General features: G+C 41.1%; 24 protein-coding genes. 2 read left to right on the top strand and 22 right to left on the bottom strand.

Annotation, left to right across the window (positions count from 1 at the left end; translation table 11 throughout):
* Window positions 1-40 precede the first annotated feature (40 nt).
* The 15 genes from ACQRBH_RS10615 to proC all read right to left on the bottom strand — a co-directional run bounded on the left by ACQRBH_RS10615 (window position 41) and on the right by proC (window position 15,129).
* On the bottom strand, window positions 41-985 hold the full coding sequence (locus tag ACQRBH_RS10615; RefSeq protein WP_235232571.1) for a GTP-binding protein: 945 nt from the start codon (window positions 983-985) through the stop codon (window positions 41-43).
* 22 nt (window positions 986-1,007) lie between these two features.
* Window positions 1,008-2,012 carry a CobW family GTP-binding protein gene (locus tag ACQRBH_RS10610; protein ID WP_427761617.1) on the bottom strand — a complete coding sequence of 335 codons (1,005 nt, stop codon included), beginning with the start codon at window positions 2,010-2,012 and terminating at the stop codon, window positions 1,008-1,010.
* 203 nt (window positions 2,013-2,215) lie between these two features.
* Complete coding sequence (locus ACQRBH_RS10605; RefSeq protein ID WP_235232569.1) at window positions 2,216-4,198, bottom strand: sodium-translocating pyrophosphatase; 1,983 nt, start codon at window positions 4,196-4,198, stop codon at window positions 2,216-2,218.
* 145 nt (window positions 4,199-4,343) lie between these two features.
* On the bottom strand, window positions 4,344-5,105 hold the full coding sequence (locus tag ACQRBH_RS10600) for an acyl-CoA dehydratase activase (RefSeq protein WP_427761616.1): 762 nt from the start codon (window positions 5,103-5,105) through the stop codon (window positions 4,344-4,346).
* A gap of 14 nt (window positions 5,106-5,119) precedes the next feature.
* The gene (locus tag ACQRBH_RS10595; protein ID WP_427761614.1) at window positions 5,120-5,380 is read right to left on the bottom strand and encodes a DUF3343 domain-containing protein; all 261 of its coding nucleotides are present in this window, start codon (window positions 5,378-5,380) and stop codon (window positions 5,120-5,122) included.
* Window positions 5,381-5,402: 22 nt separating this feature from the next.
* Window positions 5,403-6,677 carry a double-cubane-cluster-containing anaerobic reductase gene (locus ACQRBH_RS10590; protein WP_427761613.1) on the bottom strand — a complete coding sequence of 425 codons (1,275 nt, stop codon included), beginning with the start codon at window positions 6,675-6,677 and terminating at the stop codon, window positions 5,403-5,405.
* Window positions 6,678-6,817: 140 nt separating this feature from the next.
* Entirely contained in the window at window positions 6,818-7,969 is a 1,152-nt protein-coding gene (locus ACQRBH_RS10585) for an aminotransferase class V-fold PLP-dependent enzyme (RefSeq protein ID WP_427761611.1), read from the bottom strand.
* Window positions 7,950-8,702 carry a tRNA pseudouridine(38-40) synthase TruA gene (gene truA, locus ACQRBH_RS10580; protein ID WP_427743110.1) on the bottom strand — a complete coding sequence of 251 codons (753 nt, stop codon included), beginning with the start codon at window positions 8,700-8,702 and terminating at the stop codon, window positions 7,950-7,952. Before truA (ACQRBH_RS10580) ends, ACQRBH_RS10585 begins: the two co-directional genes overlap by 20 nt.
* Window positions 8,703-8,779: 77 nt before the next feature.
* Complete coding sequence (locus ACQRBH_RS10575; protein ID WP_235232563.1) at window positions 8,780-9,574, bottom strand: energy-coupling factor transporter transmembrane component T family protein; 795 nt, start codon at window positions 9,572-9,574, stop codon at window positions 8,780-8,782.
* Complete coding sequence (locus tag ACQRBH_RS10570; RefSeq protein ID WP_427743112.1) at window positions 9,571-10,425, bottom strand: energy-coupling factor transporter ATPase; 855 nt, start codon at window positions 10,423-10,425, stop codon at window positions 9,571-9,573. The genes ACQRBH_RS10575 and ACQRBH_RS10570 overlap by 4 nt, the downstream gene beginning before the upstream one ends.
* On the bottom strand, window positions 10,416-11,261 hold the full coding sequence (locus ACQRBH_RS10565) for an energy-coupling factor transporter ATPase (RefSeq protein ID WP_427743113.1): 846 nt from the start codon (window positions 11,259-11,261) through the stop codon (window positions 10,416-10,418). The genes ACQRBH_RS10570 and ACQRBH_RS10565 overlap by 10 nt, the downstream gene beginning before the upstream one ends.
* 21 nt (window positions 11,262-11,282) lie before the next feature.
* The gene (locus ACQRBH_RS10560; protein WP_235232560.1) at window positions 11,283-11,801 is read right to left on the bottom strand and encodes a peptidylprolyl isomerase; all 519 of its coding nucleotides are present in this window, start codon (window positions 11,799-11,801) and stop codon (window positions 11,283-11,285) included.
* Window positions 11,802-11,890: 89 nt separating this feature from the next.
* Window positions 11,891-13,492, bottom strand: a complete 1,602-nt coding sequence (locus tag ACQRBH_RS10555; protein ID WP_427761609.1) for an aryl-sulfate sulfotransferase — start codon at window positions 13,490-13,492, stop codon at window positions 11,891-11,893.
* Window positions 13,493-13,551: 59 nt separating this feature from the next.
* Entirely contained in the window at window positions 13,552-14,193 is a 642-nt protein-coding gene (locus ACQRBH_RS10550) for a hypothetical protein (protein WP_427761607.1), read from the bottom strand.
* Window positions 14,194-14,334: 141 nt separating this feature from the next.
* Complete coding sequence (gene proC / locus ACQRBH_RS10545) at window positions 14,335-15,129, bottom strand: pyrroline-5-carboxylate reductase (protein ID WP_427743117.1); 795 nt, start codon at window positions 15,127-15,129, stop codon at window positions 14,335-14,337.
* A gap of 230 nt (window positions 15,130-15,359) precedes the next feature.
* Between proC and ACQRBH_RS10540 the strand changes: the two genes are divergently transcribed.
* Complete coding sequence (locus ACQRBH_RS10540; protein WP_427743118.1) at window positions 15,360-16,001, top strand: GntR family transcriptional regulator; 642 nt, start codon at window positions 15,360-15,362, stop codon at window positions 15,999-16,001.
* Window positions 16,002-16,016: 15 nt separating this feature from the next.
* On the opposite strand, the gene ACQRBH_RS10535 is transcribed toward ACQRBH_RS10540, so the two are convergent.
* The 5 genes from ACQRBH_RS10535 to ACQRBH_RS10515 form a co-directional block, all read right to left on the bottom strand.
* Window positions 16,017-16,604, bottom strand: a complete 588-nt coding sequence (locus ACQRBH_RS10535) for a TetR/AcrR family transcriptional regulator (RefSeq protein ID WP_427761606.1) — start codon at window positions 16,602-16,604, stop codon at window positions 16,017-16,019.
* Between the two features lie 104 nt (window positions 16,605-16,708).
* Window positions 16,709-16,978: an acylphosphatase gene (locus ACQRBH_RS10530; RefSeq protein ID WP_235232554.1), complete on the bottom strand. Its 270-nt coding sequence runs from the start codon at window positions 16,976-16,978 to the stop codon at window positions 16,709-16,711.
* 16 nt (window positions 16,979-16,994) lie between these two features.
* The gene (locus ACQRBH_RS10525) at window positions 16,995-17,939 is read right to left on the bottom strand and encodes a DUF1848 domain-containing protein (RefSeq protein ID WP_427761604.1); all 945 of its coding nucleotides are present in this window, start codon (window positions 17,937-17,939) and stop codon (window positions 16,995-16,997) included.
* Window positions 17,940-17,966: 27 nt separating this feature from the next.
* On the bottom strand, window positions 17,967-18,503 hold the full coding sequence (locus tag ACQRBH_RS10520; RefSeq protein WP_427743121.1) for an HD domain-containing protein: 537 nt from the start codon (window positions 18,501-18,503) through the stop codon (window positions 17,967-17,969).
* 16 nt (window positions 18,504-18,519) lie between these two features.
* Window positions 18,520-22,317: an efflux RND transporter permease subunit gene (locus tag ACQRBH_RS10515; RefSeq protein ID WP_427761602.1), complete on the bottom strand. Its 3,798-nt coding sequence runs from the start codon at window positions 22,315-22,317 to the stop codon at window positions 18,520-18,522.
* 173 nt (window positions 22,318-22,490) lie between these two features.
* Here ACQRBH_RS10515 and ymfI point away from each other — a divergent pair, with 173 nt between their 5' ends.
* Window positions 22,491-23,225, top strand: a complete 735-nt coding sequence (gene ymfI, locus ACQRBH_RS10510; RefSeq protein WP_427761600.1) for an elongation factor P 5-aminopentanone reductase — start codon at window positions 22,491-22,493, stop codon at window positions 23,223-23,225.
* A gap of 37 nt (window positions 23,226-23,262) precedes the next feature.
* Here ymfI and ACQRBH_RS10505 read toward each other — a convergent pair whose 3' ends face one another.
* Window positions 23,263-24,015 (bottom strand): exodeoxyribonuclease III, encoded by a 753-nt coding sequence (locus tag ACQRBH_RS10505; RefSeq protein WP_235232549.1) that lies wholly within the window; start codon window positions 24,013-24,015, stop codon window positions 23,263-23,265.
* Between the two features lie 35 nt (window positions 24,016-24,050).
* Window positions 24,051-24,785, bottom strand: a complete 735-nt coding sequence (gene truA, locus ACQRBH_RS10500; protein WP_235232548.1) for a tRNA pseudouridine(38-40) synthase TruA — start codon at window positions 24,783-24,785, stop codon at window positions 24,051-24,053.
* Between the last annotated feature and the right edge of the window lie 117 nt (window positions 24,786-24,902).

Raw genomic sequence — 24,902 nt, 5'->3', positions numbered from 1 at the left:
ATAAGTTTTGAGACAAGAAAGGGGATAGGGGCGAACTCCCCTATCCCATAGTTACGACTTCTTCCTTCGGTTTTTCTGCCGGTTTCATCTCAATCAAATGCAGTACAGGCTGCTTATTTCCAAAAGAAGTCACAGATTCATATTCAAATCTTGCTCTGACGCGAATCCATTCTCCTTTATGAATCTCAATCTTTTTGTCTGATCTGCAAGGATATCCGTAAAGTCTGGTGTCTGCCGCACAACAAGTCATAATCTTACGAACGGGAACAAACATATTGTCTTTCATACCTCTTGGTCGAAATGACTGCGCAACAAACTCTACTTCTTTGTGAAGATACAATTCCGGGTGGTCGTAAGCATCCACATACCATACTCCAAAATCTATATCATCTATCACAATCTTATCTTGTTTTACATCGTAAGGCAGATCTTCCTCCGTAGGTTCAATGATCTTCCCATCCATTCCTTCAAAAATGAGTTGGGCCATAGGATTCTGTATCTTCAGCGCTCTTCGAAATCCACCTCGATTCACTCCCTCTGCACAACGATTCACTACAATCAATTCTGATTCCATTAACTGTTCCATCAACATATTTCTCATGTTTTTCAGATACATATCCAACGTTGTACCATCTACCGTCGAATATACTCCCTGAAGTTCCCAGTTTCTTGGATATTTGATAGCTAACAGATCTTCTAGCTTCCACATTCCATTGTATTCAATGACTACCTGCGTCGGATGGTAATTCTTTTCACAATTTTTGAAAAATGTGGCATTCAGCTGCTCAAATTCTTCAATCTTAAGCAACACCATATTTTTCTGATCCAGATATTCCTGCGAATACTCTTCTTCCCCTTCTTCGCAGAGAAGAAGAAGTGTTAATCCCGGTTCAATCCACTCCTGCTCCATCAATGTCTCTTTTACAAGAGTCGTCTTTCCGCTGTCCAAAAAACCAGTACATACAAATACAGGGATTGTTACCATACTATCACCTTCATTTCTTTCATTAAATGTGGAACAGCTTCAAAAGTTCATCTTCTTTCAGATTTGTTCCGATGACACATACTCGTCCTGTGTAATCTGCCTGTCCATCTCGCACTTCATATTCCTCCGGCACAAGATCAAATTGTTTCCATGTTCCATCTGTCATTGGAATAATTCCTTTAGAACGGAGAATTGTTCCGTAGCTGTCCGTCTCGGACAATGCTTTTACTAAGAAATCCAACTCCTCTTCTGTATATTTATGTGCTGTTTCTTTTCCCCAGCTGGTGAACACCTCATCTGCATGATGGTGATGGTGGTGATGGTCATGCTCACAGCATTCTTCATGGTCATGATGGTGATGATCATGCTCACAGCATTCTTCGTGGTCATGATGATGGCCATGTTCTTCCTCCAGAAGTCCTTCTATCTCAGCGCCATGCTCCAATGCATGCCATATAGCATCTTTACTTAATTGTTCCCAAGGAGTTGATATAATCGCTGCATCTGCGTTCTCATCCCGCAGCATATGAATGCACTCTTCCACTTTCTCATCGGTCATCATCTGCGTACGGCTAACAACAATTGTAGATGCATGTTTCACCTGATCTTCAAAAAATTCACCAAAATTCTTCAAATAAAGTTTTGCTTTTTTGCCATCTACAACCGTAATTCTTCCGTCGATCTCTATCTCTGCATCTTTCTTCACATCTTCAATGGCTCTCACGATGTCAGATAATTTTCCCACACCAGAAGGCTCAATAATAACACGATCCGGCTGATACTCTGCCAATACTTTTTGAAGAGCTTTACTAAAATCTCCTACCAACGTACAACAAATACATCCCGAATTCATCTCCGTAATCTCAATTCCTGCGTCTTTCAAAAAGCCGCCATCAATGCCGATTTCACCAAATTCATTTTCAATCAATACTAGCTTCTCGCCTGTGAATACCTGATCAATTAATTTTTTAATAAATGTCGTTTTCCCAGCTCCCAAAAAGCCAGAAATAATGTCAACTTTTGTCATGTAAATGCCTCTTTTCTATCTGAATCTTCTTAATTGTAAAATACGTTACGACACATATATTACCACAATCTTTTCATAGTTGCCAGTTTTATCCTCAACTTCGACTTTAAATCTAAGCGTTCAGCCTGACAATATATAATGGCAGTATTTCCATTTTTCTGAAAATACTGCCATACATAACACAATAAATCTATATTTTTTAATTACAATAATCCACCTACTGCTAAGAACAGTGGCGCAAATACTAATGATACAATAGTCATCAATTTAATCAGAATATTGATAGACGGACCAGATGTATCTTTGAACGGATCTCCTACAGTATCTCCTACAACGGCTGCTTTGTGAGCTTCGCTGCCTTTTCCGCCATGGTTACCATCTTCAATATACTTCTTAGCATTATCCCATGCACCGCCGGCATTGGACATAAAGATTGCCATCATAACACCCGTTACTAATGCACCGGCGAGAAGACCGCCTAATGCTGCAGGTCCTAACAGGAGACCAACTGCCAACGGAGAAATAACTGCCATGATACCAGGTACCAGCATCTCTTTTAATGCTGCTGTTGTAGAGATTGCAACGCAAGACTTATAATCTGGTTTCGTCTTACCTTCCATAATTCCAGGCATCTCTCTAAATTGACGTCTTACCTCTTCGATCATCTTATATGCCGCCTTAGATACAGACTGCATTGTCATAGAAGAGAATAAGAATGGAAGCATACCACCGATCAGTAATCCGATAATAACACGGCTGTCAAGAATATCAATGCTTTCCAGTTTTACAGCTTCTGCATAAGATACAAACAATGCCAACGCTGTCAATGCAGCGGAACCGATTGCAAAACCTTTTCCCATTGCTGCAGTTGTGTTACCAACAGCATCCAGTTTATCTGTAATCTTACGTACTTCCGGATCAAGACCGGACATCTCAGCGATACCACCGGCATTATCAGCAATCGGTCCATACGCATCAACCGCTACAGTAATTGCAGTCGTAGACAACATACCTACAGCTGCCAGTGCGATTCCATAAAGTCCACAGAACTGATATGCAATAAAGATACCAATACAGATTAAAAGAATCGGGATTGCGGTAGATTTCATACCTACGGCAAGACCACTGATAATTGTAGTTGCGGAACCAGTCTCTGACTGTTCTGCAATCTCTTTTACAGATTTATAATCACCAGAAGTATAAACTTCTGTAATAATACCAATCAATAATCCTACTGCTAATCCGGCTACGATCGCAATCGCCGCTTTAAAATCACCAAAGAAATATTTGCTGAATACAAATGCTACAATCAACACAAGAAGACTGGATACATAAGATCCCATCTTTAACGCTTTATGCGGATTGGAATTCTCGTCTCCTCTTACGAAGAATGTTCCAAGAATAGAAGCAATCAATCCTAATCCTGCAATTACCAGCGGAAATACTGCACCAGCCACTTTATAATATACGATTCCAAGTGTGAGAGCAGAAATCAATGCTCCTACATATGACTCAAACAAGTCTGCTCCCATTCCGGCAACGTCACCTACGTTATCACCTACATTGTCAGCGATAACTGCCGGATTACGCGGATCATCCTCCGGAATTCCTGCTTCTACTTTACCTACAAGGTCTGCACCTACGTCAGCAGCCTTTGTATAGATACCACCACCAACACGGGCGAACAATGCGATAGAAGAAGCTCCAAGGCTGAATCCTGAAAGCACATCTACATTTCCTGTAATAAGGTAGATTGCACTTACTCCCAGAACCCCAAGACCTGCTACACACATTCCCATAACTGCTCCACCGGAAAATGCGATAGATAGCGCTTTGTTCATACCACTTTCTTTTGCTGCATTAGCAGTTCTTACATTTGCCTTTGTAGCTACACTCATTCCAAAATATCCTGCCAGTGTAGAGAACACAGCTCCAACCACGAAGCAGACTGCAGTTACCCAGTTACCAATTCCAAAGCCAATCAAGAAAAACAGCACAGCAACAAAGATAATCAAAATCTTGTATTCAGCTGTCAGAAAGGCTTGAGCACCCTCACTGATGGAAGATGCAATTTCCTTCATTCGGTCTGTTCCTGCGTCCTGCTTGCTGACTCTTGCTGCCAAAACACCTGCAAACGCAAGAGCAATAACGCCCAACACGGGAACAATTTTCAAAAACATTTCCATAATAAAAATCCTCCCACAGATTTATTGTATTTTTATATTATCACAAAATCTGAACTTGTATATAGTTTTTTCTGATTTTTTTCTCATTCTCTTCTAATATAAATGAAGGATTTTCTTCTTTTTCTATTTAAAAAAGAAGTCAAAATTATTTTGACTTCTCCTTCGCAAGCAGCGCTGCACCCAATGCTCCCGCATATCTTCCATGTTCTGTCGGTTCTACTGTCTGTCCAATCTTGGCAGAAAGTATACTTGTAAAATATTGGCTGTGACTTAATCCACCTGTCAATATCACTTTTTCGGGCAGACTCTTTCTCTGACTGAGCTGCGACACTTTTGCCGCCACAGAATCTACCACTCCAGCTGCAATGTCTTCTCGTTTTCTTCCTTCTCCGATATAATTAATTACTTCTGATTCTGCAAATACTGTACACAGCGAGCTAATCGGAAGGACCGTACCTGATTCCGCCATATCAAACAGCTCCTGCAAGGTAATTCCAAGGCGATTTGCCATAATTTCCAGAAATTTTCCAGTTCCTGCTGAACACTTATCATTCATGAGAAAATCTTGTACCATTCCATGTTCGACCAGAATCACTTTGGTATCCTGACCTCCTACATCAATGATTGCACAGTCATTGCCTGCCATCTCTCTGCCACCTCGGGCATGACAGGTAATCTCTGTAATTACATAATCTGCAAAATCTACAGCTACACGTCCATATCCTGTTGCTACCACTTTGGTGTCATTTGCCAAAACATCGATGCCATTTTCTTTCAACTTTTCTTTAATTGTCAGAGTTGTTTCTTTGCTGCTCCATCCAGTCGGCAACACAAACTGCATCTCATGATCTCCTATTGCCACTACCTTTGATGCTGTCGACCCAATATCAATTCCTACATAATTCACTTTTTTTACCTCTTTTAGCAATATTTATCCCTTCTGGGATTGATGTCCCTCTCAACAGCTGCGATTTTCAGAATCTCTATCTCATGCTCTTTAATGCAAGTTCTGATTATATCCAGATCTTCTTCCCTTACCATCAGAGATATCCCACAGCATTTGCTCGCAGTTCTGGGGGTAGGAGCAATGGTTGCCCGAACCCCCAGATTTTTTAATTCTTTATATAACCGCATGCCACTATCATGATTGGGAAAAAGCACATAATGCTGTATGTTCTGCATATGTACACTTCCTTTTTGTATTTTAATTATTTAACATCTCAACAAAAGCGCTGATTCTTGTGCGAAGCTGCTGTGCATCACTGTCTGTATAATCTGTTTCAATTCCAAGAACCGGAATTCCGGCTTCTTTCAATGCACGCTCCACAAAATATCCTTCCGTATCATACAGGTTACAGAACTTCAAGTTGACATCAATAATACCATCGACCTTATATTCTTTTGCAAGACGTAAGATATCATCGATTCTTGCCTGGTTTGGAGTGAAGCATGCACAGTTAATTCCCATATATCTTTCAGCCAGTGCATCAATCTGTCCATCGACAGTTGTCTGATTCTCGTCCACCAATCGTTCAAAGTAACGTGTACCTGTACACATCTCTTCACAGACAACGACAGCGCCACTTGTCTCTACTATATTATGCAGCTTCCAGTTCGGAATTGCAAGAGGTGTACCTGTCAACATAATACGTTTTGTTCCGGCTGGAACTACACTTACTCCGTCCTGAATGCGCTGTTCCAACTCATCACACAGCTTGTTCGTCATCTGTGTAAATCTTGCCGGATCATCGTAGAATGCAATCTGTGATATCACAAGTGCATCAGTACCGCTGATTGGAAGATTCTCACTCTTACGCGTCTCATATAATCTTGCCAAAGCTTTTCTCTTCGCATTAATAAGCTTGATACTTTCTGCAAGTGATTCCTCTGTCACTTTATTGCCGGTAAATTCTTCTACTACATTTTTCAGCTCTTTAATCTCTTCGGCCCACGCTTTCACATCTTTCGCGCGTTTCATCTGCGGAAGATCCATTACATGAACCGGAACATCTTCTGACAGGATCTCCCATGCCTTCTTCTTACCATCGCAGGTTGTCTCCCCAATATACATATCTGCAATGCGGAAAAATGGGCAGGTACGGTCTAATCTTGCTCCGACAGATGCCTTGATCAACGGACAAGTATTCGTCGGAAGCACTTTCTCACCGCCTGGAACCCAGAACTGTGATCCGCCGCAAAGTCCCGTTGCAATTGCATCAGCTGCAAAAATGATCTCATCTGGTACATACACACAGAATGTACCGAATACTTTTCCACCTTTCTTCTGATGCTCGATTAATTCTGCCGGGCGAATGCCGTGAATGTCTGCTACAACCATATTGTAGTAATCCATGCACTCCGGGCGATTTTCCTGAGACAAGAAAACATCTCCAAACGCCTGCGGAAGCACCGCGCACAATTGATCATGCAGCTCAATATCCATTCCCAGATCTTCCCACATTTTACGATAATCAGCCATATTATTTTCCTCCTTGTGACTCTTTGTCGTACTTATAATTACTAGCTTAACCGTAACATGTTTGTTTTAATGGGGCAATAAATTCAGGGCAGAATATATATTGATTTTTCTTATATTATTACTAGGTTTATTTATATATTCTATACTGATAATATTTCTCGAAATCCCTCTATGCATTGATCAATCTCGTCTCTCGTATTGGAAGCACTAAAAGCAAAACGAACCGTTCCCTGTGGATAAGTATGCAATGTACGATGTGCTATTGGTGCACAATGAAGGCCGACCCTTGTCATAATTCCATAATTTTGTTCTAACTCAAAAGCAATAACCGCGTTATCCTCCTGCACGAAATCCAACGAAACAACCGCAACACGATCTTTCATTCCTTCTTTTCCCACAATACGGATATTGGAGAATTCCTTTACATTTTCCAGAAAATACTGTGTCAGCTCCAGCTTCTTACGATGAATCGTCTTTATTCCAGTTTCTTCTATATACGACAAAGCCGCATGAAGACCGATGATGCCCGGAAGGTTCATAGTTCCGCTTTCATACTTGTCCGGAAGGCTTTCCGGCATCTGAAGTACATCCGACTGACTCCCTGTTCCACCTGCGATATATGGCTTCATCTGATCATTCAACTCTTCAGATATAAGAAAACCACCGATTCCTTGCGGCCCCAAAAGTCCTTTATGTCCGGTAAATGCAAGGAAATCAATATTACATTCTTGCATATTTACTGGAATTGTACCCGCACTCTGAGCCGTATCAACAACAAAAAACAGATGATGCCTACGGCAGATCTCTCCAATTGCCTTAATCGGAACAATGGTACCGCACACATTTGAGGCATGAAGCATAATGATTGCTTTTGTATTATTCTTAATGGCACGCTCCACATCTTCGGGTTGAATCGTCCCATCCACCTCTGTTCTTACCACATCATAGGTAACGCCGATTGCTTCCATCTGTTTTAACGGACGCATAACTGCATTATGCTCCATCCCTGATACCAGGACATGATCTCCTGATTGCAGAAAACCTTTGATGAAGTAATTCAGAGAGTACGTAATTCCAGGTGTAAATATGACACTCCGAGAATCTTTTGCATGAAACAGACGTGCCAGCTGTTCCCGCGTATCCAGAACCGTTGCTTCCACCTCATAAGCACCTTCATAATTACCTCTGTTAATATTGAATGCCCCGTGAGTCAACAGATCAGCCATAGCTTCTGCCACTTTTGGCGCTTTCGGCCATGACGTACTGCCATTGTCAAAATAAATCTTCTCCATATTCAATCCCCACCAATACCAAACCATTCGGCGGCGCTGTCACGCCCGCCTCTGTCCGTTCTTTTGCATCTAATATTTCTTTCACCCGTTCAGGTGTATAGAAACCTCTTCCGACTCGAATTAACGTCCCCGCAATAATGCGCACCATATTATACAAAAAACCATTTCCGGTAATTCGTATGGTAATCTCGGGACCTTGCTGTTCAATCTGTATCTCCTTCACTGTACGAACAGTATCTTCCACATTCGTTCGTACATTACAGAAACTAACAAAATCATGTTCTCCGATTAGATACGATGCTCCTTGCCGCATCTTTTCTACGTCCATCGGGAAAGACACAAAGGTACTATATCTTCGTTTTAAAGGATTCGGCACAGGCGCATTATAAATGTGATATTCATACGTCTTCGTCACCTCATCCTGATAACGTGGATGCCAATCCAACGGAACCTCCTCTGATCTTACAATCACAATATCCTCCGGAAGGCGTTGGTTCAATGCATACGCCATCCGTTCTGGCGGAATCGACGATTCCGTATCGAATACCGCCACATTTCCCAATGCATGCACTCCTGAATCCGTACGGCTAGCTCCTATAATACGAATCTTTTCACCTGTCAATTTTTGAAGCTTCGCATTCAACACCTCTTCAACCGTAATTCCATTCGGCTGAACCTGCCATCCACAATAATTTGTACCATCATAAGCAACAACAATTCTGACTCTTCTCATCTCATACCTCAAAAGGGACAGGGTAAATTGCAATTTGGGACGGAGTAAATTGAAAAAACCCCCGTCCCAAATTAATATCACCCTATCAAAACTACAGCAATTACATATACAATTACAACAATATAGGCCACATAATCTCTCTTTTGATAGTGGAGTGGTTTCATTTTTGTCCTTCCTTCTCCGCCGCGGTAACACCTTGCCTCCATGGCCATGGCAAGATCGTTGGCACGGCGAAAGGCGGATACAAACAGTGGAACCAGGATTGGAATCATGCTTTTTGCTTTTTGTATCATATTACCACTTTCCAGATCTGCCCCACGAGCTATCTGTGCTTTCATTATCTTGTCGGTCTCTTCCAGAAGGATCGGTATAAAACGCAATGCGATGGACATCATCATTGCCACTTCATGTACGGGAACATGGATTCTGTTCAATGGATGCAACAAGGCTTCAATTCCATCTGTCAATTCGTTTGGTGTCGTCGTAAATGTCATGAGCGAAGAACCGATAATTAAGTATATCAGACGGATTGCCATATATACCGCCGTAATAAGCCCACCTTCTGTAATGGTAAAAATCCAGGCATGAAACAACACCTCACCGTCTCTTGTGAGGAACAGGTTAAAAAGAACGGTTATCATCAAGAGCATAACGATGGGTTTAAGACCTCTTACAATATAGGAAAATGGAACCGTCGATATCTTGATTATAATTGCCAGGAAAATTGTTGCCACAATATACCCTGGAACGCTTCTGAATAAAAATAATGATACCAGATACAATAATGTGCATACCAGTTTTACTCTTGGATCCAGTCTGTGTAATATACTTTTTGCCGGATAATATTGTCCTATTGTTATATCTCGAATCATCTTTTCTTCTCCAGTACCTTCATAATCTCATCTGCCGCTTCTTCCACCGTTGTAACATTCACCTTTACCGGCAGGCCTTTTTCTGCCAGATCATGCATGATATAAGTAACCTGCGGTGCTGCAAGCCCTATCTTCTCCAATTCCTGATAATGCTCGAACACTTTTTCCGGCTTATCATTATACATCACAGAGCCGTGATTCATTACAATAATGCGGTCCGCATATCTCGCAATATCTTCCATGCTATGCGATACAAGAATGACTGTCATATCGCTTTGCCGATGTAGATAGGCAATCTGATCCAAAATGTCATCTCGTCCTTTTGGGTCAAGGCCAGCCGTCGGTTCATCCAACACCAATACCTTCGGGCGCATTGCCAAAACACCGGCAATGGCAGCTCTTCTCTTCTGTCCACCAGATAATTCAAACGGAGAAGAGCGGTAGTATTTCTCCTTAAGACCAACAAGCTTCAATGCCTCCAACGCACGCTTCTCGCATTCCTCCGGTGTCAGTCCCTGATTCTTAGGACCAAAACATACATCTGTCATCACATCCACTTCAAACAGCTGATGCTCAGGATACTGAAATACAAGCCCTACCTGATTTCGCAATTCGCGCATGTTGTATCCTTCTGAATAAATATTTTCTCCGTTAAAATACAATTCTCCACTGGTAGCTTTAAGCAATCCGTTCAGGTGCTGTATCAGTGTAGACTTTCCCGAGCCAGTGTGACCAATAATTCCTATGAACTCTCCATCTGGGATCTCCAGACAAATATCATTCAAGGCTTTTTTCTCATATGCCGTTCCTGGACTGTATACATAATTCAGATGTTCTAACTTCATTGACATAATGCTTCCACCAACTCTTCTTTTTTTAAAATACCGGCCGGTATATCCAGACCTCGTTTTTTCAACTCATCTGCCAATATAGTAACCTGTGGTACATCCAGACGATATTTTTTCAATACATCTACTTGTGAAAATATCTCCCGCGGTGTTCCTTCCATCACAACATGTCCATGGTCCATAACATAAATCTTATCTGCATCAACCACTTCTTCCATATAATGTGTTATTAGGATTACCGTAACTTTCTTTTGTTCCCGAAGCTTCTGTACTGTCTTCAAAACTTCTTTTCTTCCCACCGGATCCAACATTGCCGTCGGTTCATCCAGGACAATGCATTTTGGTTCCATAGCCACCACTCCGGCAATCGCCACACGCTGCTTTTGTCCACCGGAAAGTTTATTCGGAGAATGATGTCTATATTCTATCATTCCTACTGCTTTTAAGCTTTCTTCTACACGCTGCCAGATCTCGTCCGTCGGTACACCAAGATTCTCCGGTCCAAACCCGACATCTTCTTCCACAACCGTTCCTATGATCTGATTATCCGGATTCTGAAATACCATGCCAGCCGACTGCCGCACATTCCAAAGTTCATTTGGATCACTGGTATCTTTCCCATTGACCCACATCGTTCCTTCTGTAGGAACAAGGATTGCATTGATATGCTTAGCCAATGTAGATTTTCCAGAGCCATTGTGGCCTAAGATAGCAATGAATTGACCTTCCTTCACATCTATATCCACTTCATCAATCGCACGAGACATTCCTATGACATTTCCTTCTTCATCGCGCTTTTCATATTCAAATATCAGTTTTTCTGTCTGTACCATATCCATGGATTCTGCCTCCAGCTTTTCTTATGCTTTCTCTGGTTCTGGATAAGTTTCACCCTGTGTATCAACCGTCACCTTCTTCATCTTTTGTTCCTCTAACGGTCTGTCACTATAATCTGTATCCGTCTCTGCAATCTTATTTACCACATCCATACCTTCCACAATCTTTCCGAAAGCTGCATATGCACCATCCAGATGCGGAGAATTTTTATGCATGATAAAGAACTGAGAACCTGCTGAATCCGGATGCATTGCTCTTGCCATTGAAAGGACACCTTCTGTATGTGCCAGATCATTTTTGAAACCATTCTGAGAAAATTCTCCCTTAATGTTATAACCCGGACCACCCATTCCAGTTCCATTCGGGCACCCACCCTGGATCATAAACCCACGGATTACACGATGAAAAATCAATCCATCGTAGAATCCTTTCTGAACTAGTGATATAAAATTATTCACGGTATTCGGAGCAATCTCCGGATACAATTCTGCTTTCATAATATCTCCATTTTCCATCTCAAATGTTACAATTGGATTTGCCATAATACTTTCCCCTTTTCTACTATATTTTTCTATTTTTTGACTATGTTTTCTATTGTAACGGATATTGAACCATTCGTAAAGTATGCGACTTATTCTTTCTGACTTCCCGCAAAATAAAACCCTTCAAAATCATACTTATATACACGATATACGAATGTCTCTACATTCATCTGAAAACTTGCAATCAGTTCATGACTTTTATCATATTCTCCAAATACACCTTGCATACCAGAATCGATCACTGTATTCTCGTCCAGATTCTGAACACTGCCCCCACAATCAGAATAAGGAACTTCAAATGAATCTATCAACTCGAATGTCGCCACATTTTCATCAATCAGATACTTATAATAATATGAAGTTTCATTGACTTCTATATTATTATGAAACAGATCCACATAATACTGTCCTTCCGAAAGGCTTTCATCCTTAACATAGGTAATGCTGTTCTGTCCCCCCTGAATGGTAAAGTCTCCATTTTTCTGGAATACCAGGCTTTCATATTCCGTATCAGCCCAGACTGACTTTTCCCCTATAATATAAGAAACCGTCGGTGAATCATAGACATTATCGATCTTAATAATAGAAGATGTTTCTCTGGAACTTAATAAGATGGATCCATTTCCAATCCACTGAATGGTATTGATATGCATCCAGTCCAACTTCTCGTCAGAATTCTTCTGACATTCTGCCTTGTAACTTCCAAATAAATCTCCAAGATCCAGAATCTCTGTCACTGTTCCTGAATTCACATCCAGTTTTATCACGATATCCTCAACACTATTCTGCGTCTTATCCGTTGCCAGAATCAGCATATTGCCGTTGTCATCAAATACATAATCATGATGCAATTCATAGTTTCCAAGTTCATACACTTGTGTGACCTGTCCTAAACGGTTCACTTGCACCATCTTTGTCTCAGAAATACTGTAATACATATAATCCTGCTCAAAAATCAACCTACAGCTTCGATAACCCAGCAATGGGACTTCTCCGCGAAGTACTCCATTGTTATCATAATAGTACATGAAATTCAACTTCTCGCTGTCATTTCCCAGAACAACGTACAATCCTTCTTCCAGATCTTCCACATTCCCTTTTACTTCTTGTTCCAGCTTCACTTCTTCTGTTCCCAGAGCATCTCCCATCTCAAATACAATTTCTTTTGTGTCAGTGGATCCATCTTCCCTTGTCAAGAAAAAAGTAATCTGATTCTCCATATTTGGCACGAGACCGATAACTTGAAATTCATGCTCTGTCTGATATCTTTCTGTTTGATATACATTCTGGGCGAAATCGCTGACAGAAGAGTCTTTCACATGAATGGTATAGCTGACATTCATTGGTTCATCCGTATTAAAATAAACATACAATGACTGATTGTTAGTGCCAAAAGGGTTCTGCTCGATCAGCATATTATTGATCGTATAATCCTGAGACTTTTTCTTCTCTTCCAGACGGCTGGCAATCTCTTTTTGCTCTTCTACATCATAAGTCTTACTTATCTTTTCCAGCATCTCCTGCTGTTCCTGAGATAGTCCATCCTCTTCTTTTTCTGTCGACTCCGTCTGTTCCTCGACAGCTTCCGGTTCTTCCTTCATATCACTATTCGCACCAGACCTTCCCAGTACCACTGCAATGCAAAGAGCTGCTGCCACAATGCCTCCTTGTATAATCCGTCTTTTTTTCATCTTGTAAACCTGCCTTTTCTCTATGATGTTAGGGGCAAAAGCCCTACCTATGAGCAAGCTCATGTGGGTTCAGGCCTTGAGCCTCTGGTATCATATAATACAATTCCACCTTTTTCATCCATTCCGGTATCCCACAATTCCTTCATTGATAATCTGGTCTCTTCTCCATAAGTCGCTACATAGATATCCATACCTTCTTTTGTCTCTTCATACCCAACGACCAGGAACCAATGCCATATAAAGTCTTTATACTTTTCCGGATTCTTGTGCTTCAGCATTAAATAGGGCACAGGAATTCCAACATCAATCTGGCATTTGACCGCATGAGAAGCTTCCTCATAAGAACATTCCCCGCTAAGTCCGCGCATTCCGATCTTAATCTGTGTATTTTCCCGATGATTCACATCTTGAATATATTTGTTCAATCCTTCCATATACCATTCCAGTTTTTTTACACCACCAACTCTGGGACGGATATAAGGCTTCATTATCTGGCTGAACCTGCAGTATTCTTCCTTCGTAAGATGATTGATATCATAAGGATATAAAGCTGTCATTCCCATCTGTTTTGCAAAATAAATACAGCTGTCACATGCAGTCGCCGCGCCACATCCTCCGATATTCATTACAACATTAGTAAACCATTCTTGATTGCCGCCATATGCATCTCCTATCGTAAAATAAGCCAAACTTTTTTTCAACTGCCCACCTTCTCTTTATTTCTTTTCTCAAATCTTTATTATCTTACCATATTTTATTTTTTATGAACAGCAAAAAGTATCCTGACCAGACGGCCGGATACTTTTCGCAACTTGAGGGATTCTTATGTCAATTTTATTGGATTATAAACTCTTGGAAATCTCTTCACATACTTTCATTGCTTCGATAATCGCACTTCTAAATCCACGTTCTTCTAACGTACGAACAGCTTCAATTGTGGTTCCTGCAGGAGAACATACCATATCTTTTAACTCACCTGGATGCTTTCCTGTATCTAATACCATCTTTGCACTTCCCAAAACTGCCTGTGCAGCAAACTGATATGCCTGTGCTCTTGGCATTCCACCAGATACTGCTGCATCTGCCATTGCTTCGATCATAACGAATACATAAGCCGGAGAACTTCCGCTGACAGATACTACTACGTCCATCAAACGCTCTGGAACGATCTCTACACGACTAAAGCTTTCCAGAAGTGTACGTACATATGCGATCTCTTCCTCTGTCATATGCTCATTCGGACAAGCAGCTGTCATACCTTCACCTACCATTGCCGGAGTATTTGGCATAGTGCGGACAAGTTTTACATCTTTACCAAACTTTTCAGAGAGCCAAGCCAGGGTCTTACCTGGAGCAATTGTTATAACAATCTGCTCTTTCTTAATATCATCTTTAATCTCATTGATTACACTTTCATAAAATTGTGGCTTAACAGACAGGATGATGACTTCTGCTTTTTCAACGACCTCTTTGTTGCTGTCAGTCACATGAATACCAAATTGCTTTTGTACACGTTCTCTTCCTGGCGCAAACAGATCGGCACCGATAATCTCCTCTGCCGGAATGATCGCTTTCTTAATAATACCACCCATAATTGCTGATGCCATGTTACCTGTACCGATAAATCCTAATTTCATCTTTCCTACCTTCCTTTTCTCAAAAATCAGTTCTGTTTTGTATACGTTTTTTAAATTTGTATACAATTTATTTTCTGTATCGACTATACCATGTATAGCTTTAAAAGTCAATATTTATCTTGAGTTTTTCTTGAAAATACGTTATAATTTGTATACATTTTCAAAAAACGTATACTATTATGGTGTATATTCCCCCTAAAACAGAAAATTATTTGAACGGAAGGTGTCCTATGGCTGAGAAAAACACATCCCTGGCAGATCAGGCTTATGAAACAATCAAAAACAACATTCTAAATCTGACATATCCACCTGGAATGCCACTTACAGAAGCTTTTCTTACGAAAGAGCTTGGAATGAGCAGAAGCCCGGTACGAACCGCCATCCAGATGTTACAGGCAGAAGGGTTGATCGTATCTGACTATTACAAATCAATGACCGTCAAAGAGATTACCGACCAAGATATCAATGAGATCTATCAATTACGTGAATTATTAGAAGGGGCTGCATTCCGGTTAATCTTCACTTCCGGACGCAACGAAGAATATTCTTATCGAATTGAAGAGAAGATCGTCCGCATGTGTGCCGTCGCATCTGACGTGTATGAATGGGAGATTGCAGATACTGCTATGCATATGGAGATCATCAGTATTTTTGAAAATGAACGGATTAACAGAATCTATGAAAACAACTTATCAGAACTGATCCGTATCGGACAATACTCTATCAAAAACGGTATGCGTATACCAAAGACAAACGAAAATTTAAAGAAAATGATAAAATACATGCGCAGTGGGAATTATGAAAAAGCATATGAAATTCTGAAAGCTGATCATTTTGGCATCGGAAAAAACAGCGCTTTAAAAGGGAGGTAGAACACCTCCCTTCGTCTATACTTTAAAATGTTCCATCATGTATGGCATGCACTCTTTACTGTATTCTCCCAAAGAATATTTCCCTTTATTCAGGCACCAGTCCGATACCAGTGCACGTTCACACATTGCATAATATCTTGTCACCTCACTGACAGAAATATCGGCACGGATCTGCCCACGCTTCTGTCCTTCATCCACAATCTTTGTAATCAATTTATAATAATTACGATTCTGATCCAGAAGATGACTTTGTCTCTCTGACACGAGCTGTGTAGAATAAAGAGATGCCAGCAAATCCCTGCTGATCTTCTCTTCCATCATTGTATGCACTTTATAATTCAGATATAATAATTTGTGAAAACTATTCATCTTTGGATCCATCTCTGTTTCCAACTCTTCATAGTAATCATCCAGAATTAATGACAATGTATCCAACAGTTCATCCTTGGTACTAAAATAATAGTAAAAAGAACCCTTTGAAGTGTCCGACAACGCAATAATGTCATCTACGGTTGTTCCATTATATCCCTTCTCATAAAATAACTGCCACGCCGCCGCAACAATTCTGCTCTTAACATCTTTCTTTTTCACACTTTTTTCCATAATCCTCACCTTTTTGTAAATCGGGGACGGGGGTTTTCTCATTTTCCTCCGTCCCTAATTCAATTTGCCGTGTCCCTTTTTATCCTTTTATATATCTTATCATACTAACGTACATAAAAACAACTTTCTGGTTCTACAGGAATTTCTTCCGTATCAATCCACTCAATGGTTATAAACATATTATGATTCAATCCTTCCATCAGCTTATATATCATCGGCTCACGACCTTGAATTTCCATTACTACAGTGCCATCATACTCATTTTTTACCCACCCTGTCAATCCCAAAGACTGTGCCAGGCGCTTTGCTGTATAACGAAATCCTACACCTTGTACTCTTCCATAAAATACGATACGTTTTCTTACTTCTGCCATCTACTTAACCATCCCCTCAAAAACTGGAATACATTTCTGGCAAATCGAACAAAGAGATCTGGTTATCTCTACTCGACTTTACTTCCCGATCCGTAATAACTTCATCCCCCTTCAGATGTCCTATCAACAATGGTGATTTTGCATCATGCTGCTGATTTTTTTTCTTTGCACTCTCCAATCCACTATTCGCATAACAATATTTACATCCATGAATGCAAGTATCATACATACCGATATCAATACTTTCTACGCATCTGCATTCTCTGCGCTGTCCGGTATCTTTCTTAAGATCCAGCTTATACCCAATGAGCTGGTGTATCTTCTCCTTATCAATACAGGATCCATGCATAATACCATATTTACTTAAATCAATCTTTTCTGCACATGTATACAACGGAAGCTGATACCTTCGGGCTATGTCTGAAAGGCCTTTCGCAAGTTCTACCATCTCTTCTCTTTCCAATTCCAGATAAGGGCTTTCTCTTCCAGAATCGACAAAACTAATGATACATCTTGTCGTTGCATGATGCAGCCATTCACACATAAGTTCAAACTTTTCCAAATGATATGCAATGGTATATTTCTTAGTCAAGAGAATCGGATCAAACCGCCAGTCAATTCTTTCTTTTCCCAACCGTTCGCTCATTAAGAGAAATGTTGCCATGGACGCTGCCATATCCGGAAGATTCTCTTCAATATCGTCTTCATAATCTGTAATCGTCATCTGAAAATAATAATCATAATCCATGTCATCTATCTCTTTCAAGAACGGAAGCATCGGTTCTGGATTCTTTGTCCAGAACACAATGCAGTCTACCGTATCCGGTGACAGGAGGATACGGCTGACTTTTTTTCGATTGTATGGATTAGGAACCAATACTTCTCCCGCTTTGAGGCGATTCACAAACCACTCTGGATACAAAGCCGGAATATCCGTTCTTCTGCTTGCACTGATAATCATCTTTACACTCCTGACTACCTTTTATTTTTATCCAAAATTCTTCTCGATCAGCCGACAATATTCCTCATAAAATTCTACGCCGCTGAACACTTCTTTCAATGCATCCCTGATTCCTTTATAATACCAGCCTATAATCTCTTTATCCTTCATCCGGAATCGATTCCACAATTCTTCCCCGTACACTGGATAATCCCGATCTATATCCCTCATATTCGACAGCTTATCCGCAAGACCGACCATCTGCACTTCTCTCGGTGCATTACGAATATGTTCAATGGTACTACGTTTTCTCTCCATCCAGGTCTTTGATTTATCTTCACTTTCCTGAGCCACAATATAGGCAACTCTTTCCGAAAATTCCTGCGCAAGGATCCTCTGCGTTATCCCTTCGCAATCTTCAATTGTATCATGCAATACTGCCGCACTGATTACTTCCTCATCTTTTGTCATAGAAGATACAATATCGCTTACTTCAATTGGATGGACAATGTAGGGACGTTTTGTTCCTTTTCTGAATTGTCCTTCATGTGCTTTGGTTGCGAATTCGATTGCCTTGTTAATCATAACTGTACCTCTCCTATCATTTCTGATCTATCAGGGGTTCATTCTCTTCAATCTCCTCACGAAGCCTTGCTTTCTCTCTTCTGTGAAACAAATCGAAAATACAGGGAACTACCACCAGGGTTAGTATTGTACCATATATTAAGCCTCCGATAGTCACGACTGCCATCGGCTGCACCATATCGGCTCCCATTCCGAATCCAAGTGCCATAGTGGACAAGCCCAGAATGGTTGTTAAAGCGGTCATGATAATCGGTCGCAGTCTGGTCTTTCCAGCTTCTACCAATGCATCCTTTTGAGTCATTCCGCCTTCCATCAGTTGATTTGTATAGTCAATGAACACAATTCCATTATTGACAATAATACCAGATAACATTACAAATCCAATCATTGCAATGACACTGACCGGCATTCCTGCCAGCCAAAGTGCCAGCAGACCTCCGGTAAATGCAAGGGGCACTGTAAACATAACAATAAATGGAGACCTGAGAGACTGGAACTGTGCCACCATGATCAGGTACATGAATACAAGTGCCAGCCCCATCATTTTAAACAACTCTATCATTGCTTCATTAATCGTCTCATCTTCCCCTGTCATTTCAATCTCATATCCCTCTGGCGCATCATAAGCAGCAAGTGCTTTTTTCACTCGATTGCTGACCAGCCCAATATTATCGTCATCTTTGATCTCTGCCGTTACATTCATATATCTGCTCTGGTCAATTCGACTGATTGCCTGAAGTCCAGATGCGTCCTCAAAAGTCGCGATATCTGCCAATTTCAGCTCTTCCGTTGTACCATCCTGCTTCTCAATCTGTAGTGTCATATTTCGAATATCATCACGACTCATGCTTTCATTAGCATCATCCAGAACATAGACATCATAATCATTCGTATCGGTCGTCAAAGTTGTTGCTTTCTGTGCCTCCGCAAGCTTTCCATACAATTCCTGATATACCTGTACTACCGTAAGCCCGTGCTGTGTTGCTTTTGCCTTATCCACTACAACCCGAAGTTCTTCTTTGTTGTCCTCTGTTCCATCCGATACATTCTGTGTTCCTTTGACATCTTCCACAATCTTTTTCACATCTTTTGCAACGCTCTGTAGCTTATCCAGATCTTTTCCTTTAATCTGAATATTGATTCCAGAAGCGCCAAGGGAACTCATATCCATATTGGACATATTGACCGTCAATTCACCATCTATTCCTTTGGTAACCTTCTCAATCTCTTTTTTAAGTTCCGCATTTGACATGGACGGATTTTCCTTTGTTATTGCATAGAAGGAAACGAGATTCGTATCCTGACTACCTCCCATCATGGATGAAGATGACACAAGACCACCAATATCTTCAATATCATCGATAGCACCCACTTTGTCCATGACTTCATCAGCAACCTTTGACGTATCTTCCAGACTGGTTCCCTTTTCTGTCTCTAAAGTCATACTCACCTGTGTGCTTTCCATGCTAGGCATAAATTCTGTTCCTTTTGACAATTCCAATGCAATGCTTATTATAAATAATGCCAGTGCACCGATCAATACGAAGACTTTTTTATTCAATGCTTTCCGAAGAATGATTCCATACTTCTCCCGAACCACAGCAAATAAGCGAGATTCTTTTTCCTCCGTCTTTCTCAACAGACCAGCAGACATCATTGGAACCAGCGTCAATGCCACGAGCAGACTGGCAAGCAAAGAATAAGCAATGGTAAGCCCCATATCTACGAATAACTGTCTGGTAATTCCCGAAGTAAACACAATTGGTAAGAATACACACACCGTCGTCAGCGTAGATGCCGTAATCGCACCAGCCACCTGTCTTGCTCCCTGAATAGCCGCATCTTTCGCAGACGCCCTTTCTTCATTTCGCATACGATAAATATTCTCAATTACAACAATCGAATTATCTACCAGCATACCTACACCCAGAGCTAATCCTGACAGTGATATGATATTCAATGTAACTCCGGAGAAATACATAGCAACCAATGCCGTCACAATACTGATTGGAATAGAGCATGCAATGACAAACGTAGGTCTGACACTCTTTAGGAATACCAGTAGAATAATAACTGCCAGTACTGCACCATATACAAGATTCTTCAGCACAGAATTCACGATCAGATCAATATAGACTCCCTGATCCATGAGTGTAATCGTCTGGATTTCCTTATATTCTTTTTCTACCTGCTCTAACCTTTCCAGAACTCTGTCACTCACATCTCCAGTAGAATAGCCTGTCTGTTTCTGAATCGTCAACATCACACCCGGATTGCCATTGATCTTCGCATAAGTCTCATCCGAATTATCTACAAGTTCTACACTGGCCACATCAGACAGTTTTACCGGATCAATTCCTTCCATATCGACTAGAACCAGATCTTTCAACTCATCAAGACTCTGGAATTTTTCTCCGATTCGCACCAGATAATCCAGTCCATCTTCTTCCGTCACGTATCCTGCCGGCATACTGAAATTCTGTGCCGTCAATATAGTTTTAATCGTATCAATCGATAAGATACTTCCTACATTCATTGACGCTCCAGATTCACTCAATGCGGAATTCATCTGAGATTCTTGCATCTGGATCGCTACCTGTCCTGCCGCCAGCTGGGCAGCACCTTCTCCAAGACCTGCTGCCGCCTCCAGCTGACCGGATGCCAGTTGTCCTCTGGCCTGGGCCAGAGTCATAGCTCCATCATTGACCTGTTGCTGAATCGTATTCAACTGCTGCCTTCCTGCATCAATCTGCTGTTGCGCCGACTGTAGCTGCTGAACCTGTCCCTGAACTTCCTGAATTTTATCATCCAAAGACTCAAAAGTAATTCCCTGCTGTTCCAGCTGAGCACGGAGCTGCTCTAATTGTTCCTGTGCCTGAGCTTTCTGCTCATCATCGAGACTTCCATTGATGATATCTGATAATTTCTGATACTGTTCTTGCACTGCCTGCAATGTCTGGAGTTCTATCTGCACAATTGCAAGCTGCTGTTGTATCTGTGTCTCTGCAAGATCTAGCTCAGACTTTTTTTCATTGATCTCAAGCTGAGCCTGATTAATCTCTTCACTCTTCATCGACAATTGTGCTTCTGCCTGTGAAAGTCCGGCTGCCGCCTGTGCTTTTCCAGCTGCAAGTGCGTTCTGTCCACTTTCCACCTGAGCTTTCGCTTCGTCCAATGCACTTTTCGCCTCATTAACTTTTGCTTCCATCTCTGCTTTAATATCGTCACTAAGCTCATTAATCTTCTGTTCATTCAGGACAATTTCAACCGTCTCTTCAATACTTCCGGTCGTTATTACAGAAGCAACACCTTCGACACTTTCCACCTCAGGAATAACCTGCTCTTCTATCAACTTGCTGGCTTTTACCGCATCTGCATCTTTGACACTGACAGCAGTGACCAGCACCGGCATCATATCAGGATTTAATTTCATAATAATGGGATTAGATACAGCATCCGGCCAAAAACCCTGAATCTGGTCAAGATTCTCTCTCATCTCAATCGTGACCGAATCCATATTGGCAGTCTGATCGAACTCTAGAATAACTGTGGATGCATTTTCATTAGATATAGACTGAACCGTCTTGATATTACTGACAGTAGCCATTGCCTGCTCAACCGGCTTTGTCACTACCTCTTCTACTTCTTCCGGGCTTGCGCCTACATAGGTTGTCATGACCATCGCATACGGAAGATTCATATTGGGCAATAAGTCTACCGTCATTTTCGTAAACGATACCACTCCCAGTATAATAATGAAAACCACTCCTACCACAACGGTATATGGTTTCTTTACACTGAATTTTGATAACATATAGTGTCCTCTTCTTTCTTATCCGTCTCCGTTACTTCCTGCATGTAAAAATGAAATTAACTATGTAAATCATAACACTTGACACTTTAATTCGCAACAATTCCGAGATATAATAACGGTGTATAAAACCTAGATTTAATAAATATTTTATAAATAAAAGACAGGAGTTCTATATGAATAAGAAAAACATCTTGATTACCGGTGCCTCCCGGGGAATCGGAAAGGCCACCGCATTATTATTTGCCAAGAAAGGATATCATGTATTTTTGAACTGCCGTACATCAGTTGCTGAATTAGAAGACGTCAAAAAAATCATTGAGAATAAATATCAGAGTACTTGTACGATTGTTACCGGGGATGTCGGAAACCCCGACGATGTTACTCAGATATTCCAAACCATCTATCAATCCTGTGATTGTCTGGATATTTTAGTCAATAATGCGGGCATCTCACACATTGGATTAATGATGGATATGAGCAATGATGAATGGGAGCGAATCATACAGACCAACCTCTCTTCCGTATTCTATTGCAGTCGTGCCGCCGTACCTGCAATGATCTCTCGAAAATCTGGAAAGATTATTAATATTTCCTCTATGTGGGGCACTTCTGGAGCCTCTTGCGAAGTAGCTTATTCTGCCTCCAAATCCGGCATGAATGGATTCACCAGAGCTCTTGCCAAAGAACTGGCGCCAAGCAATATTCAGGTAAATGCTATTGCCTGCGGCGTCATTGATACAATTATGAATCAACAGCTATCGGCTGAAGAGAGAAAAGCATTAGAAGAAGAGATTCCTGCCGGAAGATATGGTACGGTAGAAGAAATCGCTGATATGATCTGGAACGTAGCCAATGCTCCGGCCTACATGACCGGACAAGTCATCGGAATAGATGGGGGAATCTTGTAGTTTAACACCACAAGATTCCCCCTTGAAACTTATTATTTTATTGAAAATCCAGCTCTACCGGGCAATGATCAGATCCCATCACATCCGTCAGGATCTTAGCATCTACAAGACGTTCTTTTAAAGCTTCAGATACACAGAAGTAGTCAATACGCCACCCTGCATTCTTTGCTCTTGCACTGAATCGATAAGACCACCAGGAATAGATCCCTTCAGCATCCGGATAAAAATATCGGAAAGTATCAATAAACCCAGCATCCAAAAGCGAAGAGAATTTCTCTCTCTCTTCATCCGTAAAACCGGCATTCTTCCGGTTCGTCTTAGGATTCTTAAGGTCAATCTCCTTGTGTGCAACATTCAGATCCCCGCAGAAGACTACTGGTTTCTTCTCTTCCAGCTTCTTGAGATATGCCAGAAAATCATCTTCCCACTGCATTCTGTATGGAAGTCTTGCCAATTCATTTTGAGAATTCGGTGTATATACCGTAATAAAATAATAGTCTTCAAATTCCAGTGTAATCACGCGGCCTTCCTGGTCATGCTCTTCTATGCCGATTCCATAGGACACAGAAATCGGCTCTTTTTTTGTAAATATTGCTGTCCCTGAATATCCTTTTCTTTTCGCATAGTTCCAATACTGGTAATATCCAGGAGTATTCAACTCCAGCTGACCTTCCTGCATCTTAGATTCCTGGATACAGAATATATCCGCATCCGCCTGCTGAAAGAATTCCTCAAATCCCTTCTGCACACAGGCACGGATTCCATTAACATTCCATGAAATAAACTTCATTGATTATCCTCCCACTCTTTCGAGAATCTTTATTTTTAATAATATACTTTCCGCAGGAACAACCCTCTTGCCGGTGCCAGAAAACCAGCCAGACTTCTGTCCTCCGCAGCAATAACGACCGGAAGCTTAGACGCATCCCTCTTGCCAGTACCGATCTCTAATAATGTTCCAGTCAATATTCTTACCATATGATATAAAAATCCGGTACCATAGTAGGTGATCCTGACTTTCTCACCATTACTTACGATCTTAATATTGGTAATCCGGCGGATAGGATCTTTGCATTCCTTATCGTCGGTAAAACTGGTAAAATTCTTCGGCCCGATCAAATACTTGGTCGCATCACGCATCGCTTCAATATCCAGTTTCTCAGGATAATGATAGCAGTATCTGCGTGAAAATACATCCGGCTTCTCTCTACAGTCAATATAATATTCATATTTTTTCCCTTTTGCACTCTTGCGGGCATGGAAACCATTCTTTACAAGTTCCACCTTCACAATACGAATATCTTCAGGAAGATACCGGTTCAATGAATCTTTTAACTCTTTGGTATCATATAACTTTGTTAATTTTACGCTCGCCACCTGGCCTCGGGCATGCACTCCGGCATCCGTTCTGCCAGACCCATCAACATGTACCCGATATCCGACCAGCTTCCCAATGCTCCATTCCAGAATAAACTGAATGGTGTTGTCAGTGGTAGCCTGACGCTGCCATCCCTGGTATCTGCTGCCATCATAAGAAATGGTTAACTTGTATGTTCTCATATATCTCACCCAATCTATAATCGTATCTCTATAGCACCATCTGTTTCTGTTAAAAATATATAATATAAAAAAGGAAGAAGCAATCCCTTTTTCTTGCTTCTTCCCTTATTCTATCAC

The organism is Bariatricus sp. SGI.161, assembly GCF_050313695.1.
In the GTDB taxonomy this organism is placed as follows: Bacteria; Bacillota; Clostridia; order Lachnospirales; family Lachnospiraceae; genus JAFBIX01.
This window is presented reverse-complemented; position numbering and strand designations above follow the sequence as displayed.

Coding starts and splice junctions, on each gene's coding strand:
- ACQRBH_RS10535 (WP_427761606.1), bottom strand. CDS start 16,604: ATGGAAAAAAGTGTGAAAAAGAAAGATGTTAAGAGCAGAATTGTTGCG.
- ACQRBH_RS10505 (WP_235232549.1), bottom strand. CDS start 24,015: ATGAAGTTTATTTCATGGAATGTTAATGGAATCCGTGCCTGTGTGCAG.
- ACQRBH_RS10605 (WP_235232569.1), bottom strand. CDS start 4,198: ATGGAAATGTTTTTGAAAATTGTTCCCGTGTTGGGCGTTATTGCTCTT.
- ACQRBH_RS10595 (WP_427761614.1), bottom strand. CDS start 5,380: ATGCAGAACATACAGCATTATGTGCTTTTTCCCAATCATGATAGTGGC.
- ACQRBH_RS10615 (WP_235232571.1), bottom strand. CDS start 985: ATGGTAACAATCCCTGTATTTGTATGTACTGGTTTTTTGGACAGCGGA.
- ACQRBH_RS10565 (WP_427743113.1), bottom strand. CDS start 11,261: ATGGATATGGTACAGACAGAAAAACTGATATTTGAATATGAAAAGCGC.
- proC (WP_427743117.1), bottom strand. CDS start 15,129: ATGAAATTAGGATTTATCGGTACAGGTAACATGGCATCAGCAATTATG.
- ACQRBH_RS10560 (WP_235232560.1), bottom strand. CDS start 11,801: ATGGCAAATCCAATTGTAACATTTGAGATGGAAAATGGAGATATTATG.
- ACQRBH_RS10585 (WP_427761611.1), bottom strand. CDS start 7,969: ATGGAGAAGATTTATTTTGACAATGGCAGTACGTCATGGCCGAAAGCG.
- ACQRBH_RS10540 (WP_427743118.1), top strand. CDS start 15,360: ATGGCTGAGAAAAACACATCCCTGGCAGATCAGGCTTATGAAACAATC.
- ymfI (WP_427761600.1), top strand. CDS start 22,491: ATGAATAAGAAAAACATCTTGATTACCGGTGCCTCCCGGGGAATCGGA.
- ACQRBH_RS10520 (WP_427743121.1), bottom strand. CDS start 18,503: ATGATTAACAAGGCAATCGAATTCGCAACCAAAGCACATGAAGGACAA.
- ACQRBH_RS10570 (WP_427743112.1), bottom strand. CDS start 10,425: ATGTCAATGAAGTTAGAACATCTGAATTATGTATACAGTCCAGGAACG.
- ACQRBH_RS10575 (WP_235232563.1), bottom strand. CDS start 9,574: ATGATTCGAGATATAACAATAGGACAATATTATCCGGCAAAAAGTATA.
- ACQRBH_RS10590 (WP_427761613.1), bottom strand. CDS start 6,677: ATGGCTGATTATCGTAAAATGTGGGAAGATCTGGGAATGGATATTGAG.
- ACQRBH_RS10515 (WP_427761602.1), bottom strand. CDS start 22,317: ATGTTATCAAAATTCAGTGTAAAGAAACCATATACCGTTGTGGTAGGA.
- ACQRBH_RS10530 (WP_235232554.1), bottom strand. CDS start 16,978: ATGGCAGAAGTAAGAAAACGTATCGTATTTTATGGAAGAGTACAAGGT.
- truA (WP_235232548.1), bottom strand. CDS start 24,785: ATGAGAACATACAAGTTAACCATTTCTTATGATGGCAGCAGATACCAG.
- ACQRBH_RS10555 (WP_427761609.1), bottom strand. CDS start 13,492: ATGAAAAAAAGACGGATTATACAAGGAGGCATTGTGGCAGCAGCTCTT.
- truA (WP_427743110.1), bottom strand. CDS start 8,702: ATGAGAAGAGTCAGAATTGTTGTTGCTTATGATGGTACAAATTATTGT.
- ACQRBH_RS10610 (WP_427761617.1), bottom strand. CDS start 2,012: ATGACAAAAGTTGACATTATTTCTGGCTTTTTGGGAGCTGGGAAAACG.
- ACQRBH_RS10525 (WP_427761604.1), bottom strand. CDS start 17,939: ATGATTATCAGTGCAAGCAGAAGAACGGATATTCCGGCTTTGTATCCA.